The organism is Kitasatospora sp. NRRL B-11411 (assembly GCF_000721345.1).
In the GTDB taxonomy this organism is placed as follows: Bacteria; Actinomycetota; Actinomycetes; order Streptomycetales; family Streptomycetaceae; genus Kitasatospora; species Kitasatospora cineracea.
Genome location: NZ_JOGH01000013.1, coordinates 113,488 through 129,613, shown reverse-complemented (window position 1 = coordinate 129,613; position 16,126 = coordinate 113,488). Strand labels below are relative to the sequence as shown.

17 protein-coding genes and 1 tRNA gene are annotated in these 16,126 nt (G+C 71.8%); 4 read left to right on the top strand and 14 right to left on the bottom strand.

All coding sequences use genetic code 11. The features are described from left to right. Both IH44_RS0109445 and IH44_RS0109440 read left to right on the top strand, forming a co-directional pair. Entirely contained in the window at positions 1 to 882 is an 882-nt protein-coding gene (locus IH44_RS0109445) for a hypothetical protein (RefSeq protein ID WP_063759573.1), read from the top strand. Positions 883 to 1,072: 190 nt separating this feature from the next. After that, positions 1,073 to 1,438 carry an HIT domain-containing protein gene (locus IH44_RS0109440; protein WP_030458992.1) on the top strand — a complete coding sequence of 122 codons (366 nt, stop codon included), beginning with the start codon at positions 1,073 to 1,075 and terminating at the stop codon, positions 1,436 to 1,438. 16 nt (positions 1,439 to 1,454) lie between these two features. On the opposite strand, the gene IH44_RS0109435 is transcribed toward IH44_RS0109440, so the two are convergent. The 12 genes from IH44_RS0109435 to IH44_RS0109380 form a co-directional block, all read right to left on the bottom strand. Continuing rightward, positions 1,455 to 2,549, bottom strand: coding sequence for a glycosyltransferase (locus IH44_RS0109435; RefSeq protein ID WP_035954480.1), 1,095 nt, complete (start codon positions 2,547 to 2,549; stop codon positions 1,455 to 1,457). A 206-nt stretch (positions 2,550 to 2,755) separates the two neighbouring features. Next, positions 2,756 to 2,829 (bottom strand) — tRNA-Thr (locus IH44_RS0109430). 140 nt (positions 2,830 to 2,969) lie between these two features. Beyond that, entirely contained in the window at positions 2,970 to 4,652 is a 1,683-nt protein-coding gene (locus IH44_RS0109425) for an aminoacyl--tRNA ligase-related protein (RefSeq protein WP_232794881.1), read from the bottom strand. After that, a complete protein-coding gene (locus tag IH44_RS47820) occupies positions 4,646 to 5,536 on the bottom strand; it encodes a protein phosphatase 2C domain-containing protein (protein ID WP_030458989.1) in 891 nt (296 codons plus the stop codon). Before IH44_RS47820 ends, IH44_RS0109425 begins: the two co-directional genes overlap by 7 nt. Positions 5,537 to 5,608: 72 nt before the next feature. Beyond that, positions 5,609 to 6,718 (bottom strand): glycosyltransferase family 4 protein, encoded by a 1,110-nt coding sequence (locus tag IH44_RS0109415; RefSeq protein ID WP_030458988.1) that lies wholly within the window; start codon positions 6,716 to 6,718, stop codon positions 5,609 to 5,611. Beyond that, complete coding sequence (locus IH44_RS0109410) at positions 6,715 to 7,461, bottom strand: WbqC family protein (protein WP_030458987.1); 747 nt, start codon at positions 7,459 to 7,461, stop codon at positions 6,715 to 6,717. The genes IH44_RS0109415 and IH44_RS0109410 overlap by 4 nt, the downstream gene beginning before the upstream one ends. Next, on the bottom strand, positions 7,458 to 8,156 hold the full coding sequence (locus tag IH44_RS0109405; protein WP_030458986.1) for a PIG-L deacetylase family protein: 699 nt from the start codon (positions 8,154 to 8,156) through the stop codon (positions 7,458 to 7,460). The genes IH44_RS0109410 and IH44_RS0109405 overlap by 4 nt, the downstream gene beginning before the upstream one ends. Beyond that, positions 8,140 to 8,700, bottom strand: a complete 561-nt coding sequence (locus tag IH44_RS0109400; RefSeq protein WP_030458985.1) for a 2'-deoxycytidine 5'-triphosphate deaminase — start codon at positions 8,698 to 8,700, stop codon at positions 8,140 to 8,142. Before IH44_RS0109400 ends, IH44_RS0109405 begins: the two co-directional genes overlap by 17 nt. Further along, positions 8,697 to 9,254 (bottom strand): deoxycytidine deaminase, encoded by a 558-nt coding sequence (locus tag IH44_RS0109395; RefSeq protein WP_030458984.1) that lies wholly within the window; start codon positions 9,252 to 9,254, stop codon positions 8,697 to 8,699. Before IH44_RS0109395 ends, IH44_RS0109400 begins: the two co-directional genes overlap by 4 nt. Further along, positions 9,251 to 10,048: a TauD/TfdA family dioxygenase gene (locus IH44_RS0109390; RefSeq protein WP_030458983.1), complete on the bottom strand. Its 798-nt coding sequence runs from the start codon at positions 10,046 to 10,048 to the stop codon at positions 9,251 to 9,253. Before IH44_RS0109390 ends, IH44_RS0109395 begins: the two co-directional genes overlap by 4 nt. A gap of 2 nt (positions 10,049 to 10,050) precedes the next feature. Beyond that, positions 10,051 to 11,253, bottom strand: a complete 1,203-nt coding sequence (locus IH44_RS0109385) for a metallophosphoesterase (protein WP_232794880.1) — start codon at positions 11,251 to 11,253, stop codon at positions 10,051 to 10,053. Positions 11,254 to 11,255: 2 nt separating this feature from the next. Next, the gene (locus IH44_RS0109380; RefSeq protein ID WP_030458981.1) at positions 11,256 to 11,903 is read right to left on the bottom strand and encodes an rRNA adenine N-6-methyltransferase family protein; all 648 of its coding nucleotides are present in this window, start codon (positions 11,901 to 11,903) and stop codon (positions 11,256 to 11,258) included. Positions 11,904 to 12,324: 421 nt separating this feature from the next. Between IH44_RS0109380 and IH44_RS0109375 the strand changes: the two genes are divergently transcribed. Both IH44_RS0109375 and IH44_RS0109370 read left to right on the top strand, forming a co-directional pair. Further along, a complete protein-coding gene (locus IH44_RS0109375; RefSeq protein ID WP_232794879.1) occupies positions 12,325 to 13,692 on the top strand; it encodes a hypothetical protein in 1,368 nt (455 codons plus the stop codon). Beyond that, positions 13,689 to 14,189: a GNAT family N-acetyltransferase gene (locus IH44_RS0109370; protein ID WP_030458979.1), complete on the top strand. Its 501-nt coding sequence runs from the start codon at positions 13,689 to 13,691 to the stop codon at positions 14,187 to 14,189. Before IH44_RS0109375 ends, IH44_RS0109370 begins: the two co-directional genes overlap by 4 nt. Before the next feature lie 13 nt (positions 14,190 to 14,202). On the opposite strand, the gene IH44_RS0109365 is transcribed toward IH44_RS0109370, so the two are convergent. Both IH44_RS0109365 and IH44_RS0109360 read right to left on the bottom strand, forming a co-directional pair. Beyond that, positions 14,203 to 14,784 carry an HD family hydrolase gene (locus IH44_RS0109365; protein ID WP_030458978.1) on the bottom strand — a complete coding sequence of 194 codons (582 nt, stop codon included), beginning with the start codon at positions 14,782 to 14,784 and terminating at the stop codon, positions 14,203 to 14,205. 23 nt (positions 14,785 to 14,807) lie between these two features. Further along, entirely contained in the window at positions 14,808 to 15,890 is a 1,083-nt protein-coding gene (locus IH44_RS0109360; RefSeq protein WP_232794878.1) for a DNA-binding transcriptional regulator, read from the bottom strand. Positions 15,891 to 16,126: the final 236 nt, after the last annotated feature.

Below are 16,126 nucleotides of genomic sequence, written 5' to 3'. Positions count from 1 at the left end.
GTGGTCGAGCCCTTCCAACCGGACATCTGCACCCAGCACGACCTGACGGCAGCGCACGAGAAGGCCGCCCGGTTCCTCGGCCTGGCGTGCACCGGACCGCCCGTCTTCGGCACCTCTGGAACGACTGTAGGCCGCCCTGCCGAGAATGTCTGGCTCAGGGTCTCCAGAAGTAGCCGTCTGCGGGCGCCCCGGGCTGCCGGCCAAGGCACCCTCGGTGCTGAACAGCTGGTCCCTGCGGCAGTCCCTCGCCCCCGGCTCCACGACACCTTGGACTGGACGGAGACCGGCTCGTTCTACCAGGCCGACGTGTTCGACCTGGTGGGACCAGCGGTGTCCTCGACCCCGGACCTCCATGAAGATCCTGGCTTGAGCAACGACTGGTGGGCTGGGCTGCGGAGCGCTCTCGCAGGCATCGGGGAAGCGCCAAGCACGAAGATCACTATCCGCCAGACCTGGGTCGAGGAGGTTTTCCCCAAGTACCTCGGCATTCCGGCTCCCACCGAAATCGAGCGGACCCCCGGCCACGGTGATCTCCAGTGGGCCAACCTGACGGCTCGGCCGCTCAAAATCCTCGACTGGGAACGCTGGGGCCTGGTGCCGGTCGGTTACGACCCCGCAGTCCTGTGGGTCAGCAGCCTGCTCGTGCCAGCCGTGGCCCACCGCGTCCGAGAAGAGTTCGCGGGCGTTCTGGAGTCTCCCGCTGGTCGAGTGGGCCAGCTGGTCGCTCTGGCAGAGATGTTCCAAGCTGTTGACCGCGGCTACTACCCCGAGTTGGCTCCGCTCCTTGCCGACCGAGCACGTGAGCTAACCGGCGTTACCGCGCCGCGGGCCCGCGGCGCCGGCGCGACGGATAGCACGCAGATCGACGGAGGCACTCGCTGATGCTGGGGTGACCACGAAGCCTATTGCCTCCGTATCACGCTTGCTGTGATTGTCGTGCAATTCAACGTATGTGAGTGGCAATCAGGTGCTGCAGATAGTCTGGGTCGCTGACCGATCAACCCTGACTGCAGCGGTGGATCCTGGCGCCAAGGGCTAGGGCCGCGCGGTGGTCGTGAAGACAGGTGCAGCTATGACTCAGACGGGGCCGAGCGTGACGGTTTCGGACTTCTACTGCAACGAGGCGCTGAACGGGCGGACGCCGGTGAAGGTGGTGGAGGAGACCGACACGGTGCTCGCCTTCGAGCACACCAGGCCCTCCTACCCGGTGCACATCGTGGTCGTCCCGAAGAAGCACATCCCGTCGTTGGTGGACCTCGGCGACGGCACCGAGGAAGACCTCGCGGAGGTTGTCCGAGTGGTCCGGAAGGTGGCGGCGAAGGTGCGCGAGGAGTACGGCGCGGTGTGCGTGGTGACGAACGAGGGCTCGTACCAGGAGTCGAAGCACATGCACTGGCACGTGCTGTTCCGCGGCAACCTTCCGGAGGGCCTGGCCTAGGCAGCCCGCTGGCGATTCAGCGGGCGTGCCGGCCGCGCGGGCGGGCGAGGGCGATCGTCCTGGTGGCGATGTCCCGCGCGGTGCGGCGGACGGCTTCGGGGTCGGGACGGCTGAGGGCGCCGCCGAGCGCCGGCAGAAGCTGCGCGCAGGCGCGCAGGAGGGGCGTTCCGTCGGCCATCTCGTCGTCGTCGACGACGACGCAGGTGGCGCGCCGCGCGTACGCCCTCGCGTTGTCGAGCTGGTCACCGCGGCTAACGGAGGCCGGCAGCGGGACGAGCACGGCCGGCTTGGACAGGGCCTCTAGCTCGGCGAGGGTAGTGGCGCCGGCGCGGCCGATGATGAGGTCGGCGAGCGAGAGGGCGTCGACCATGTCGTCGTGTAGGTATTCCAGCTGCCAGTAGCCGGGCGCGGAGGCCAGAGCGGGGTCGAGATTGCCGCGCCCGCAGATGTGGACGATGGAGAAGTGCGCTGTCAGCGCTCCGAGTTGGCGGCGGACGGCCTCGTTGACGCGCCGGGAGCCGCTGCTGCCGCAGAAGACGAGCAGGACCGGCGCCCCGGCCGGGATGCCGAGCCGGACGCGGAGGTCCTCGGGCCGACCGTCGGCGAGGTCGTCGCGCAGAGGAAGTCCCGTGACCACCGCCTTGCGCTGGAGCCACCTGGGCAGACCGGGTGTGTCTTCGGCGAGGAAGACCGTGGTGGCGAAGCGGGCGAGGATCCGGTTGGCCAGGCCGAGGGTGTGGTCGGACTCGTGGATGGCCAGGGGGATGCGGTTGAGCCACGCGGCGACCCCGACCGGCACCGACACGTAGCTGCCCTTGCTGAAGACGACGTCGGGCCGCTCGCGCCGCATCGCCCGCCAGGCCGCGAACACCCCGCGGGTGACGGTCACCGGCATGATGACGTTGCTCCAGGACCGAAAGCGCTGCAGCCCTGCGGAGGGGACGGCCGCGAGCCGGATCCCCGCCTTCGTCGCAAGGTCTGCTTCGATGCTGTCGGCGCGGCCGAAATAGACCAGCTCGCATTCTGCGCGCCGCAGCTCGGCAGCCACCGCAAGAGCGGGAACGACATGGCCGGCGCTCGCGCCCCCGGTGATTCCAATCTTCAGCTTCACGTGGTGAAGCGTAACAGGATTCGGGGGGAATTCTGCCCTCGTTCGGAAATCCTGGCTTCTGTATCGGTGGACGAATTTCCGGCCGGGTGTCGAGTGGGATCGGCGGTGGAGTATGTCCCCGCCTGGCCGACGTGGTGGGGCAACGCGGCCCCCTGGCCAGGGGCCTTCGGTGCCGATCGGCAGGCGTGGATGGTGCGGGGTGTCAGTGGTCGGGCTGGCTGGATTCGAACCAGCTCCTCGGCAACACTTATGCCGTGCTCTTCCGTTGAGCTCCAGCCCGTGGTGAAAAGAAAGCTATCGCATTGGTGCGCTGCGAGTCAATGTCGAATTTGTGAGTCTGGGAATTGAATTCGGGCATGGCGATTCCGGCATCGGGCATTTCTTTATCCGATGCCGGAATCGCCTCAGCTGAGCGTCAGGTCAGGGGCTGGTCCTCCGCAGGGTGTGGAGGTTGTCGGCCGAGATGGGGCTCTTGCGCCTGGTCCAGCGGTCCACCGTCTCCAGCTCGCCCTCGGCGTGCCGGGGGGAGAGCACGAGGGCGGTGGGAACGCCGAGCGCCTGGGCGTACCGGAACTTCTCCCCGGCGGGCAGGGGGCGGTCGTCGACGAGGAGCCGCAGTCCGAGGCGGTGGAGCTGCTGGACGGTGCGGTCGGTGCGCTCCTGCTGCTCAGTCAGGTCCGAGCGCAGGACGACTAGGTGGACGTCAGCAGGTCCGGTGCCGTGCTTCCAACGCAGGCCCTCGGCGTCGCGGTGGACGCCGGCCAGGGTCTGGATGCAGCGGGTGAGGCCGATGCCGGAGCAGCCCATGAGGGGGGTGTGCGGGGTGCCGTCGTCGCCGGTGAAGGTCAGGCCCATCTTGGCGGAGTACTGGGTGCCGAGTTCGAAGACGTGGGCGACCTCGACGGCTTCGGTGGCACGGTAGCGCCCGGAGGGGCAGCGCCCGCAGTCGAGGCCGTCGGCGGCAGCGTGGACGTCGGCGGGGTGGAGTTCCAGCGGAGAGAGGCCGGCGGCTCCGGACCACGATGCGCCGGTGCGCAGGTCGTCGGGGCCGTCGGCGATGGTGAAGCGGTCGAGGCCGCTGACGGAGAGGTCGTGGACGACGTCGATCCCGGTGCAGTCCCAGGGGGTGAGGGTGCCGGCGCTCTTGCCGAGCAGGCCAGGCAGGTCCTCGGGGTCGAGGAGTTCGATGTGCTGGCCGGGGCCGAGGGCGGCGGCGAGCTTGCGGGTGCTGATGGTGAGGTCGGAGCGGATGCAGACCGCGGTGGGCCTGGCACTGCCGTCCGGGCCGGTGACGGCGAAGACGATCACGTTGACGACGGGTTCGCCAGGGGTGGAGTTCGCGGGGAACGTGGCGCTGAGGATGGCTCCGTCGCCGCGGTGGCCGCAGTGGTCGCAGGCGAGGATGCTGCTCTGCCCGAAGTCGGCGAGGACGAGGTGCTCGGTGGTCGGGCCGGCGGAGATGGCGCCGCCGTCGGCGGGGGCCTGGAAGACGCCGTGCAAGCCGATGCCGGTGAGGGCGTCGTTGCATGCCCGGTTAAGCAGGCTGATCGACTCCAGCATGCCCGTCCGGTCGGCGTCGAAGGTGTAGGCGTCGGCCATGGTGAACTCGCGTCCGCGCATGAGGCCGCCGCGGGGCGAGGTCTCGTCGCGGAACTTCGTGGTGTTGAGGGCCAGGCGCACCGGCAGGTCGCGGTGGGAGCGAAGGTGGGGCCGGACGGTGGCGACGGCCATCTCCTCGGAGGTCGGCGCGAGGCACATGTCCGTGCCGCCGACGCGGGTGGTGACCAGCGCGCCCTCGTCGGTGTAGATCTTCCACCGGCCGGACTCCTCCCACAGGGTCCGGCTCTGCAGGGTGGGCAGGGAGACGCTGTTGAAGCCGTGGTGCTCGAAGGCGTCTCGGGTGATCCGGTCGAGCTGGTCGCGCACGCGCAGGCCGAGCGGGAGCAGGATGTGCACGCCGGCGGCGTCGGTCCGACCGACGAGGCCGAGGTGTTCGAGCAGCTCCCACGTCGGGGCGGTGGGGTCGGTGGCGCGTGGGCGGGGCGCGGGGAACAGCCGGGAGGTGTAGAGCGGGGCAGTCGGGAGGGTGGGGGTGATCAGCACTGGCTGTATCCCATCGGCAGTTCGATGTGGGTGAGCGTCGTGTCGTCGTGCACCTTCGCGCGGGGGGCGGCCCTGCCACAGCGGTCGGCCTCGCCCGCCTGGAAGATCTCGTCGAGGACGGAGGCCGGGCCGCCGCCGCGGCATATCCGCGCGACCTGGCTCCAGGTGTGTATCCGGTAGGTGTCGACGGAGCGGGCGCCGCCGTCGGTGGCGAGGAGGATGTCGGTGACGTCCCGGGTCTCGACGGTCGCGGTGACGGCCCGCATCCCGGCCTCGGGGAGGGCGCCGGCGACCCAGTATCCGTCGGGTTGGTTGACCCGCTCTTCCAGCTCGCCCATGATCTCCGCGGTGAGCCGCCGGTCCTCCGGGTCGCCGATCGCGCCCTCGCCGCTGGTGAGGCGTTCGTACTGGCGGCGGCGCAGCGGCATCGCGGTGGTGATCGTCTGCAGTCGGGGGTCGGTGACGACGATCGGCGGCAGGCCGTCCCGGCGCAGGAGGACCACGGTGCAGTCGCCGAGCACGGTCACCTCGGTGTGTCCCGGCCGCACGCGGACGAGGCCGGCGGTGGCCTGCCGGGTGGTGCCGGGCCGGTCCGGGCCCTTGAGGTGCTGCTGGACAGCGGTGACGCCGATGGCGCTGGCGAGGGCGCGGTTCAGCGGCGTGCCGGGGTCTTGAGCGAGGTCGAGGACGTTGGCGACCAGGGCGTCGGCGTAGGCGGCGCCGCCGGGGGCGGCGGTGGTGTCGGTGGTGGTGACGCCGTCGGCGACCACCGCGACGGCTAGGCGGCCGTCGGGGCTGAGCCAGTGGCCGGCCCGGTCCTCGGTGGGTGTGTCGGGGTGGCCGGGGCGCCCGGCGGTGGTGACGGTCAGAGCGGGGAGCGGCAACTGGACCTCCGTGCGTGCGTATACAGGGGAGAAGAGGCGCCGGGCGGGCGCGTCACGGGCCCTCGATGTACCTCACACGGCTCCGATCGCGTCTCGGGTGACGGTGGTGAGCCGTTGGGCGCTGTGGGCAATGTCGTAGCAGGAGGCGTTGGCCAGGCCCGCCGCGCTCAGGCCGGTGCGCAGCGCGTGGTCGGCGGCGAGCTTGTCGATTGCCTCGGCGAGCTGGGCGGCGTCGCCGGGGGTGTAGGGCATGCCAGCGGCGCCGAGGGTCTGGTTCATGCCGGCGACGTCGGAGTAGATGACGGGGAGTCCGTGGGCTTGGGCCTCGATGGCCACCAGGCCGAAGGCTTCGAGGCCGGAGGTGGTGAAGAGGAAGGCGTCGAAGTCCGCGAACCGGTCCCACAGCGCTTGGCGGGGCTGGAACGGTGCGAAGCGGATGCGGTCGGTCAGGCCGAGCTTCCGGCTGAGCTGCTGGAGGGCGTCCTGCTCGGGCCCGCTGCCGATGACGGTGAGTTCGTGCCGGTTGCGGGTGAGGGCCATCGCCTCGATCGCGGTGCGGGTGCACTTGTTGGCGTCCAGGCGGCCGGCGTGCAGCAGCCGCAGCGTGTGGGTGTGCGTGGGGCGTAGGGGCCGTGCGGCGCGGGCGAGGGGGATGCCCCAGGGGACGAGGGTCGTCTTGTCGCGGTAGCGGTGGCCGGTCAGGTCGCCGATCTTCTCGGCGAGGGCGGTGTTCGGGGCGACGACGGTGGTCGCGCCCGCGACGATCTCGGTGAGGACGTCGCGGGCGAGCGGGTCGGCATCGGCGGCGATGACGTCGGTGCCGTGGGCGATGGCGACGACCGGGGTGCCCTGGGCGGCGCCCACGAAGGCGAGGGAGAGTCCGAAGCCCAGGTGCTGGGCGTGGATGACGTCCGGGCGGGCCTGGTCCAGGTGCTGACGGACCTCGGTGGTCAGGGCGTCGACGTAGGCGTCGAAGCCGGGGCCGTAGGGAGCCTTGGGGGCGGTGGCGAGCACGGTCTCCTCGAAGCCGTGCTGCCAGGTGGAGTCAGCGGGCGGGAGCGCGAGGAACGTGGTGCGGGCGCGGTCGGCCATCTCCCTGTACAGGTCGGAGCAGAAGATCATGGAGCCGCAGGAGGGCTCCAGCGGCAGGTCGATGCCGGTGGTGATCTGCACCCTGATCATGCGGGCTGTCCTTCCGGCTGGAGGGAGTCGAGGTAGGTGGCGAGGCCGGCGCGCAGCAGGGCGGAGGTTCCGGCCCAGCCGATCGCGCTGGCCGCATCGAGGACGGACAGGTTCGGGGCGAACCCCTGCTGCGGCCACGCCTGCTGGTAGGTCGGGTGACGGGGCAGGTACTCGTTCCAGGTGACGGTGATGCCGGCGGCGGAGAGGTCGGCGGGGTCCAGGTAGCCGCGGGTGCCTGAGCCGGCCCACAGCTCGTCGGCCCCGGCCGCGCGGCAGATCTGGACGATCCGCCCCGTGCGGTCCGCCGTCGGGTCGATCGGGAGCTGGGAGGTGAGGGTGAGTTCGGCGGGCGCGCCGAGGGCGGTGGCGAGGCCGGTGGTCAGCTCGAGGTTGAGGTCGAGCAGCCACTGGTGCCCGGCGGTGAGCGGCGGGGCGAGTACCTGCAGCACCTCGTCGAGGTGACGGCTGCGGCCGTAGGCCAGCCGCATCCGGCGGAGCATGCCCTGCGGGTCGACGGTGTCGGCGATCCGAACGTCCTTGATCAGCTGGCCGTTGTGCTTGACCACCGGGACGGTCAGCCACTGGACGCCGTCGGGGGTCTTGATCCGGTTGCGGTTCTGGAAGCCGCCGTCCTCGAACTGCACGTTGTCGTACAGGGCGACGGTCCGGCACGCGAACAGGGCCTCGCAGAAGCCGAGCCACGGCGCGAACGGCGGCTGCTCGATGTAGAGCCGGTGGTTCACCGGGCCTCCTTGTGGGCGAGCAGGGTGATGAGGGAGGTCTCGAACGCCTCGAAGCGGTGACCGTCGGCCGCGCGGGTCGGGGCGAGGGTCCAGCCGGCGGCGGCGGCGCGGTGGCGGGTGTAGTCCTCGCCGAGGTACCAGCGGCCGGCCTGGCTCTGGTGCGCGGCGAGGGCGTTGACCTTTTCGGGGAGCAGGTCGGTGATCTCGACCAGCACGGTGGGGTGGAAGTCGCCTCGGGGGGCGTGGGGTTGGCCGTGCAGGATCGTGGAGCACGTGCCGACGCGGGTCGCGGCGTTGACGGCGGCCTGGGCGACGGCGAGGTGGTCCTGGTGGTCGGGGCCGGCGTGCAGGCTGTGGGTGATCAGGACGGTGCAGCCGAGGCGCACGAGTTCGGCCTCGATGCCGGAGACCAGCTGGCGGTCGGGCATCAGGGCGCCGTCGGTGAAGCCCAGGACCAGCAGGTCGATCCCGCTGCCGGCGTAGGAGGCCGCGGATTCGGCCGCCCGGTCCCGGTCGGTGAGGCTGACGCCTCGGTCACGGTCGGCGAGGGAGACGCCGTTGACCCCGGTGGTGACGACGACGACGGTGACCGCCGCGCCGTGCTCTCGGTAGCGTCGCAGGGTGCCGTAGCACATCAGCTCGGCGTCGTCGGGGTGCGCGACCACCGCGACGATGTGCTCACGCGGCGGCGCCACGGGCGTCCTCCTCCTGGAAGTCGCGCCAGATCTGCGAGGGCTCCGGCAGGGTGCTGCCCTGGTACTTGCCGCGGTACAGCTCCCGGTGGCCGGTGGGCACCCAGAAGGTGACCTGACCGATGCGCTGGCCGGGGTAGACCCGGACCGGCTGCACGGCGTGGAACTGCAGGGTCAGGCGACCGAGCGACCCGAGGTCGATCAGGTCGGCGGTGCAGTGGACGAACAGGCCGGTGCGGGCGGTGGAGGAGCGGGCCCGGATGATCGGCACGAAGTGCTCGGATCCGATCGTCTCGGCGGTGGAGGCGAGGTAGATCCGGCCGGGACGCAGGACCATGCCCTCCTCGGGGATGGTCGAGCGCGTGAACCGGTTGGGCCGGCGGCAGTCGAGGGTTCGGCCTCCCCACCAGCTTCGCCGGTACCAGCCGATGTCCGAACTGAGGTGGAAGTCGTAGGAGTTGGGGCTCAGGAGCGAGGCGTCGAACGGGGTGATGGTGATCCGCCCCGCCTCGGCTTCGTCCTTGATCTGGTGGCCGGTGAGGATCACGCGGCGTTCACCTCCGCAGAGGGGCCGACGGCACCGCCGCCGGCCAGGGCGTGGGGAGCGAACGGGGAGGGGTCGCTGAGGGTGCCGTAGTACCCGGCGTACGGCATGTGGTCGCCGACCGCGTCCCAGAAGGACACCTGGCCGATGACCATGCCCGCGTACACCCTGAGCGGCTGGGTGACGACGAGCTCCAGCGTCCAGCAGTGGACCGCGCCGAGTTGGGCGAGGTCGGCGCTGATCTGGGTGAACAGTCCGAGGCGGCCGACGGAGGAGCGGCCGATCAGGCTGGTGACGTAGTGGGCGGAGCCGATGCGCTCCACGGTTGAGCCGAGGTAGACCCGGCCGGGCCGCAGGCGGTAGCCGCGGCGCGGGATCGTGATCGTCCGGGTGGGCGGGCTGGTGTGCGGGTCGACCGGGGTGCGGGTGAACACCTTGAGCGTGTCGCCCAGCCGGTAGCCGTGGCTGTTGGGGTTCGACTGCTGCGGCAGGTACGGGTCGATGGTGATGTGGCCGGCCGCAACCGCTTCGCGGATTGCGGGGCCGGTGAGGATCACCGGGTGCCGCCCTGCACGTAGGTCTGCCGCAGCAGCCGCCGCCGTCCGGGCTCGATCGTCTCCTGGCCTTCGCCGAGCGGCATCCGGCCGTGGGCCCAACGCAGCTGGTCGAAGACCAGGAGCTGCCCGGGCCGGAGCCGGATCTCGGCTCGATGGCGCAGGGCGGCGTCGGCGAGGGCGCCGAACGCGGTCGCCGCCTCCTGGCGGGCCGCGTCGGTGCCGTCGACGAGCTCGCCGCGCAGCAGGTGGGGGTGCATCTTGCTGGTGAACCGGATCGGCAGGCCCGGCTCCAGCTGCTCGGGCAGGACCGCGAAGCGCTCCAGCCCCTGGCCGACGCCGTGCACGCCCTCGTCGGTCCAGTAGGAGAACACCGGCTGCTGGAGCAGCGCCCTTTCGGCGTCGCCGAGTTCGGCCGCGGCGGCCCACAGGTCAGCCAGGGCCGAGGCTCCGCCACCGGCCGGGTCGTCGCGCTCGCAGTACAGCGCGATGTAGCGCGGGATGAGGTCGCGGTCGACCAGGTCGACGTGCAATCGGTTCTCCCCGGTGCCGTGGGTGCGGCCCGGGTCGGCCTCGGTGCGGACCTTGAGGCTGCTCCAGCAGCCGTCGGCCGGGTAGACGGCCAGGACGGGACCGAGCGCGGACAGCAGGCTCAGCGCGAGTTCCTGGTTCAGGCGGTGGTCGGCGGGGTCGAAGTCGACCAGGGCGCGCCCGTCGCCCTCGCCGGTGATGTGCTCGGCGAAGGCGTGCGGTGCGACGGGGCCGTCGAGGAACTCGGTTGCGGGCAGTGACTGCATGGTCAGGACCCCTCCTTGACGTGGTCGGTGAGCAGCCCGCGCAGTGTGCGCGGCGGGTCGAGCGGGCTGGCCAGCAGGCCGAGACGGTCGGCCAGGTAGGCGGTGGTGGCGACGGCGCCCCTGTCGCTGGTTGCGCCGGCGGTGACGGGGCTCTCGCCCAGGCCCTCGGCCAAGGCGGCGATCTCCCCGGCCGCGTGCGGGCCGTCGAGGACGACCAGCTCAGTGTCGAAGGGTGCGGCGGCCACCAGTGCCTGCCGGTCGACGTGCTGCGGCAGGCCGGTGCGCAGGGTGTAGCGGTTGAGCACGAAGGCGTCGGCCCCCGCCGCGCACCGGCCCCGCTCGGCCAGCAGCTCGGCGAGCCGGCCGCGGTCGTCCACCGGGGCGGCAAGGTGTCCGATCGTCGTACTTCCCCAGGCCCGGAACGCGCCGACGGCCTCCCGCACGTAGCCCGGGACCGGCCCGCGCGGGACCTCACGGCCACTGGTGTAGTCGACGGTGAACGAGGGCCCTGCCGGGCCGAGGTCGATCCGCAGCAGGCCGGCACCGCACTCGGGCGGCTTGGCCACGTACCGCGGCGGGAGCGCCCAGTGGCCCATCGGGCTGTGGCAGTGCCCGGCCACCATGATCTCCAGCGGGCCGTCGGCGAGTTGGAGCGCCACGTCCGTCTCGAAGCCGCTGTGGCTCAGCCCGAGCACCACCTCGGCACCCGCCTCAAGCAGTCGGTCCCGCTCGGCGGCCAGCAGGGCAGCGGTCGGCTCCTCGAACACGAACCCGGCACGCTCGACGGACGGCACCGCCCCGAACGCCTGGGCCCCGAGCACTCCCACGATCCCGATGCACCGGCCGGCCGCCTCCAGGAGCAGGCCCCGCTCCCACCGCCCGGCGAAGGCCGGCGGCGGTGTCAGGTTCGCGCAGACCACCGGGGGGAAGCGGTCCGGCTCGTGCAGCCGCAACAGGTCGGCCAGGTCGTGGTTGCCGGGCACCACCGCGTCGTAGAGGTCGGCCAGCAGCCGCTCCTCCGTGCGCCCCCGGGAGTACTCGTGGAAGGCACTGCCGCCGAAGAAGTCGCCGACGTCCACGATCAGCGCGCCCAGCTCGCGCAGCGCCTGGACGGCGGCGAGCATCCCCGTGCCGTCCGGCACCGCCGAGTGGAAGCAGCCCGTCGCCGCCACCGTCACGGTGTTGATGGCCAATTCCCTGTCCATGCTCAGCACCTCGTGATCGACACGACGCGCAGCGGAACGGCCGCCTCGGGCCAGAAGTCGTTACGCGAGATCCCGTCGACCTCCTCCAGCCGCAGGCCCGCGCCGAACCAAGCCCCGGCCGCGGTGTGGTCGGCCGTAACGGCGGGGACCACCGCCAGGCCCCGCGCCACGTTGGCGGTGGAGGCGAACACGTGGGCGGCGATCCCGAAGGCCAGCGTCCAGTCGAACGGGAGGATCGACAGGAACACCGTGCCGACGGGCAGCTCGCCGTCGAGGTCGACCTCGCGGACGTCGGCCACCAGCGGCCGGGCCCGATCGCCGTACGGTTCGAGGGCCGGGCACAGCACCTCGGCCATCCGCGGGTCCTTCTCGATCGCCCAGATCCGGTGCCCGGCCCGCGCCACCGCAGCGGACAGCGTGCCCAGGCCCGCGCCGACCTCCAGCACCGCGTCGCCGGCGCGCAGACCCGCCAGGTCCAGCAGCCGCGTCGCAACTGCCGGGGAACGCAGGAAGTGCTGGCCGAGGTCGGTCCGGGCCTGGAAGTCGCTGTCCCGCAGGTCCGCGACGACCGCGCTCTCCGCCGTCTGCAGCGTGGCCGCCGAGGGCGCCGCCGCAAGCTCCGGGCTGCGCGTCCTGACAGAGGTTGCCATGGTTCTCCTTCCACAAGATGTGAGCCGGAGCGTCCGCAGAGGGCCTGCTCGCCGGCAGCGGGGCCGCGAGTGCGGTTGCTCGGCAGATGGGCAGGTCGGAATCGCTCCGGTGCCAGGTCGGGCTTCTGAAGTGCCAACTACGCTAGGAATCACCGAAGTCGGGAAACACTCACCGGCAGTACGGGTTCGTGCTCCTCCGCGCCGGTGGTGCTGCGCGGATGCACAAGAACACACCTTGGGTCGGCTGACCGGCAGAGGCGGAGGCCGCGATCGTTGAGAAATTCGCGCGGTCGGCGTGAAAAGCCGCGAATTCGCACACACAACAGCTCGGTTGACGTACCGTCGCCGCGTGATGACGCTCGGAGACTCCCAGCTAGGGGCCGAGACGGCACCCTCCGGCGACCGCCCCGGAGCGGTTCTGGTGGAGGCCCTCGGATACGCCAACTGGTCGCCGCGCGAGCTGGTCCGCGAGATCAACGGAAGGCTCGCGGGCCTTGGCGAACGACGACTCGACCTCACCGTCGCCCATGCCTGGAGCCGCGGCTCGGTGCCACGCTCCGAGACGGTCCGCCGCCTGGCCGCCGCGGTGCTGACGGAGAGGACCGGCCGGACCTACACCCAGACCATGCTCTGGGGTACGCCCGAGCCGGCCGCCCGCAGGGACGAGCGCACCGTCACCGACGACCTGGTCGGGCGTCGCTCGCTGGCCGCCGTACTGGCCACTGCTACCGCCTGGAACGCGACCGAGCCCGCCTCCCAGGCGACGCTCCGTCCGTCCGGTGACCTGTTCACCGCGGTCTGGGACGCAGACCGGCAGCAGCACCACAGCATCAGCCGCGAGAGCGGCACCGACCACGTACTGCCGCCGATGATGACCCTGCTGGAATCCCACCTCGCTGATCTGCGCCGTCTCGACGACGCCGCCGGAGGGGGCGCCATCTCCCAGCGGTACGTGCGCATCGCCCTCGACGGCGTGCTGTCGCTCCTGCAGAACAGCCGCTACACGCCGGACATCGGCACCCGGCTCCTGCGCACCGCCGGCGGACTCGCCCAGCTCGCCGGGTGGATGGCCTTCGACGCCGACCTCTCGGCCTCGGGCCAGCGCTACCAGCTAGTCGCGATCCGCCTCGCCCGGGCCAGCGCGGACCACGACACCGTCGCCAACGTGCTCGGGATGCTCGCCTACCAGCACGCGGCGGCCGGCAACCCCACGGCCGCGATCCGGTTCGCCGAGGCCGCCGTCGAAAAGGCTGCCAAGAGCCTGCCCACCGTCCGGGCCCGCGCCCTGGGACGGCTCGCCACCGCCCACGCCGCCGCCGGGGACATCGACGCCTTCCGATCCGCCACCGACCGCTGCCTCGCGTTCCTCGAGCACCGTCGCGACGACGACCCCCCGGCGCTGTACTACTTCACCGCCGACCAGGTGGCCGCCGAGAGCGGGCAGGGCCTGGTCGATCTGGCCGCAGCCAACCCCGGGGCCAAGGGCCGCCGACTGCTGGAGGAGGCGCACAGCCTCCTGTCACCGATCACCGCGCACGGACCCACCACCGGCTACACCCGTTCCGCCTTCCTGCACGGTGTCCACCTCGCCAGGGCCCACCTCCTCGCCCACGACACCGAGGCCACCCTCGCCACCTTCGGAAGGCTCACCGCCCACCTGCCCGAAGTCCAGTCCGTGCGCTGCCGCAACCTGCTGCTCGGGATCCGCCGGCACGCCGGAACCCGGATCAAGTCGGCGAGCGGCAAGGATGCGCTGAACCGAGTGGACAGGGCACTATCGGGCATATGACGCCGACCGGTCTTGCCCGCCCCGTTGCCGCCGCGCTCTCCGCCGTCCCCTACGACCACCCCGAGGCCCGCCGCCTCACCACCGCCCTCCACGCGGAGCAGACCGCCATGTACGGCTTCGCAGACGACCCGGCGGCCACTGAGCCGGCGCTCTTCGCGCCGCCGAACGGCCTCTTCCTCCTCGCCCGCCCAGACGGCCATGACGAGGCGCTCGCCTGCGGCGGCTGGCACCTGGTCGCTCCCGCCACGATCGAGATCAAACGCATGTACGTCGCCCCGGAGGCTCGCGGGCTCGCCCTCGGCAGCCGGATCCTGCGCGCCCTGGAACGCCAGGCGTACGAGCTCGGCGCACGACGCGCCATCCTGGAGACCGGCAGCCGCAACCTGGCCGCGCTTGCCCTATACGAACACCTCGGCTACCAGCCGATCCCCTCGTACGCTCCCGGCCGCGACCCGCTCGTCAACCGGGCCATGGCGAAGCAGCTCACGGCGGCGTAGGCGCCATCGCCCGTCATGCCGACGCGGACTGCCAGTCGGTGGGGTCGAGCACGAGCGCAGCGTCGGCGATCTGCTGGGCCGAAGCGGTCGTGAGGGCAGCACGGCAGCGGTCGATCTTGCCCTGCACCGCGGGGATGCCGGCGGCTCGGTACTCGACGGCGCGCAGCAGGCAGTCCAATTTGTCGGCGTCCTTGGCACAGCGGGCCTCGGGGGTGGTGCCGTCCTCGAACTCGGCGATCACATCGGCGAAGAGGGCCTGGACGACCGGATGGGCCGCCGCGGTCTGGTCGGCCGTGACCTTGCGAGGGTCGGCGGCGGTCACGTACCGGCGGGTGAGCGGGGTGAGGTCACCGGTGCGGGCCTCGGGGACGTCGTGGAGGGTTGCCAGCAGGGTGGTGCGGGCCGGGTCGGCCCCCTCCAGGGCGGCGAGGGTGGCGGCGATCACGGCGGTGCGGTGGCTGTGCTCCGTGACGGTCTCGGTGGCGGACAGCGGGATGCCGTCCTGCCGCCAGCCGGTGCGGGGCAGCGCACGAAGGGAGCCGGCCTCGAAGAGAAGACGGGCGACGCCCGCTGCCTGTTCACCGTCGAGCTGCACCACAGGGTCCTCCTGATCGCATGTCACCCGTCGTCCCGACCGTAGCGCAGGCGGTTCAGGTCGTGCCGGGACGTCGCGGAGATGAGACTTCCGTCGAGGAGTTCGGCCGTGAACGTGTCGAACGACTGGGCGGCATCCGGTGCTGCGTGCGGCAGCCACGGGTGCAGGTTCAGCAGAGTGCTGATCGAGTGCACGTACAGGTCGACCGTGCCGGGCGCGAGGTGGAACGAGGAGACGAGGGCGCGGAAGAGGCGGATCGGATCCCAAGACGCCGGATCCGGGTGGTGCATGAAACTGTCGTCGGTCTGGTCGGCAGGCATCGCGCCCAGCCATAGCGCCCAGTAGGACAGATTCGCCAGTTCGCCCCGCTCGTCGTCCAGCAGCGCGGTGGAGATGAAGTGCCGCAGCTGGTCCGGATCGCCCTGGCGCGCGGCGACGGTGGCGACGGTACGCGCCTCGATCGAACGTGCGCTGTAGCCGCGCCGGCCGAGCGCGGGCCGCATACCGCGCAGCGCCTGCTCCGACCAGGCGGCGGCATCGGGCGCGGTGTCGTAGGAGGCGAGGTAGAGGGCTTGACGGTGCAGCAGGCCGCCGTGCCCGTCCGCCGTGGCGCGCTCGGCGGTGGTGCGCAGGTTGGCGAAGAAGCGGGCGCGGTCGTCCGCGGGCAGCAGAGGGCCGGGGCGGGCCGGGCCGCGCCTGGGCCGTGAAGCGACGGTGGCCAGTGCCGGCGGCGGCGTGCCACGCAGCGCCCAGGCGACCAGCAGGGCGGAGTCCCGGGGTTGTACCCACCCCGCCAGCGGGTGGCGGCCAGCCTCGGCAGGCGGGTCGAGGACAGCGGCCAGGACGCGGTCGGCGTCCAGCGCCGCGCCGCTGTGCGCGAGCAGCATCGGGTCGGCTCCCAGCAGGGCCAGGCGTCGGCGCAGGTCCAGGTAGTCGCCGGCGCGGGTATGCGTCAGCGGGCGACGGCCGGACTCCCAGCCCTGCACGGTGCCGACATCGACGCCCAGGTCCTCCGCCAGCCCCTCCTGGGTCCGCGGGATGCTCTCGCGGGCCAGACGCAGCAGGTAGCCGGAGACCAGACCGGCTGGCGGCGCTTTCGCGGACACGGAGCCCCTCCTTCGCGCATATTCGCGGCTTTCACGCCTACGCCGCGGAGTTCACGAAGCTCGCGGCGTCCGCCTCTGCCCGCCGGCGGCCAGAGGGTGTGTCGTTGTGCATCCGCGCGGTACTGCCGCCGGCGAAGGGCGCGGCTACCCGTACTGCCGGTGAGTGTTTCCCGCAATGCCTGATTCCTAGCGTAGTTGGCGCATCAGGGGTCCGGCCGGGCAACGCGGCAAACACC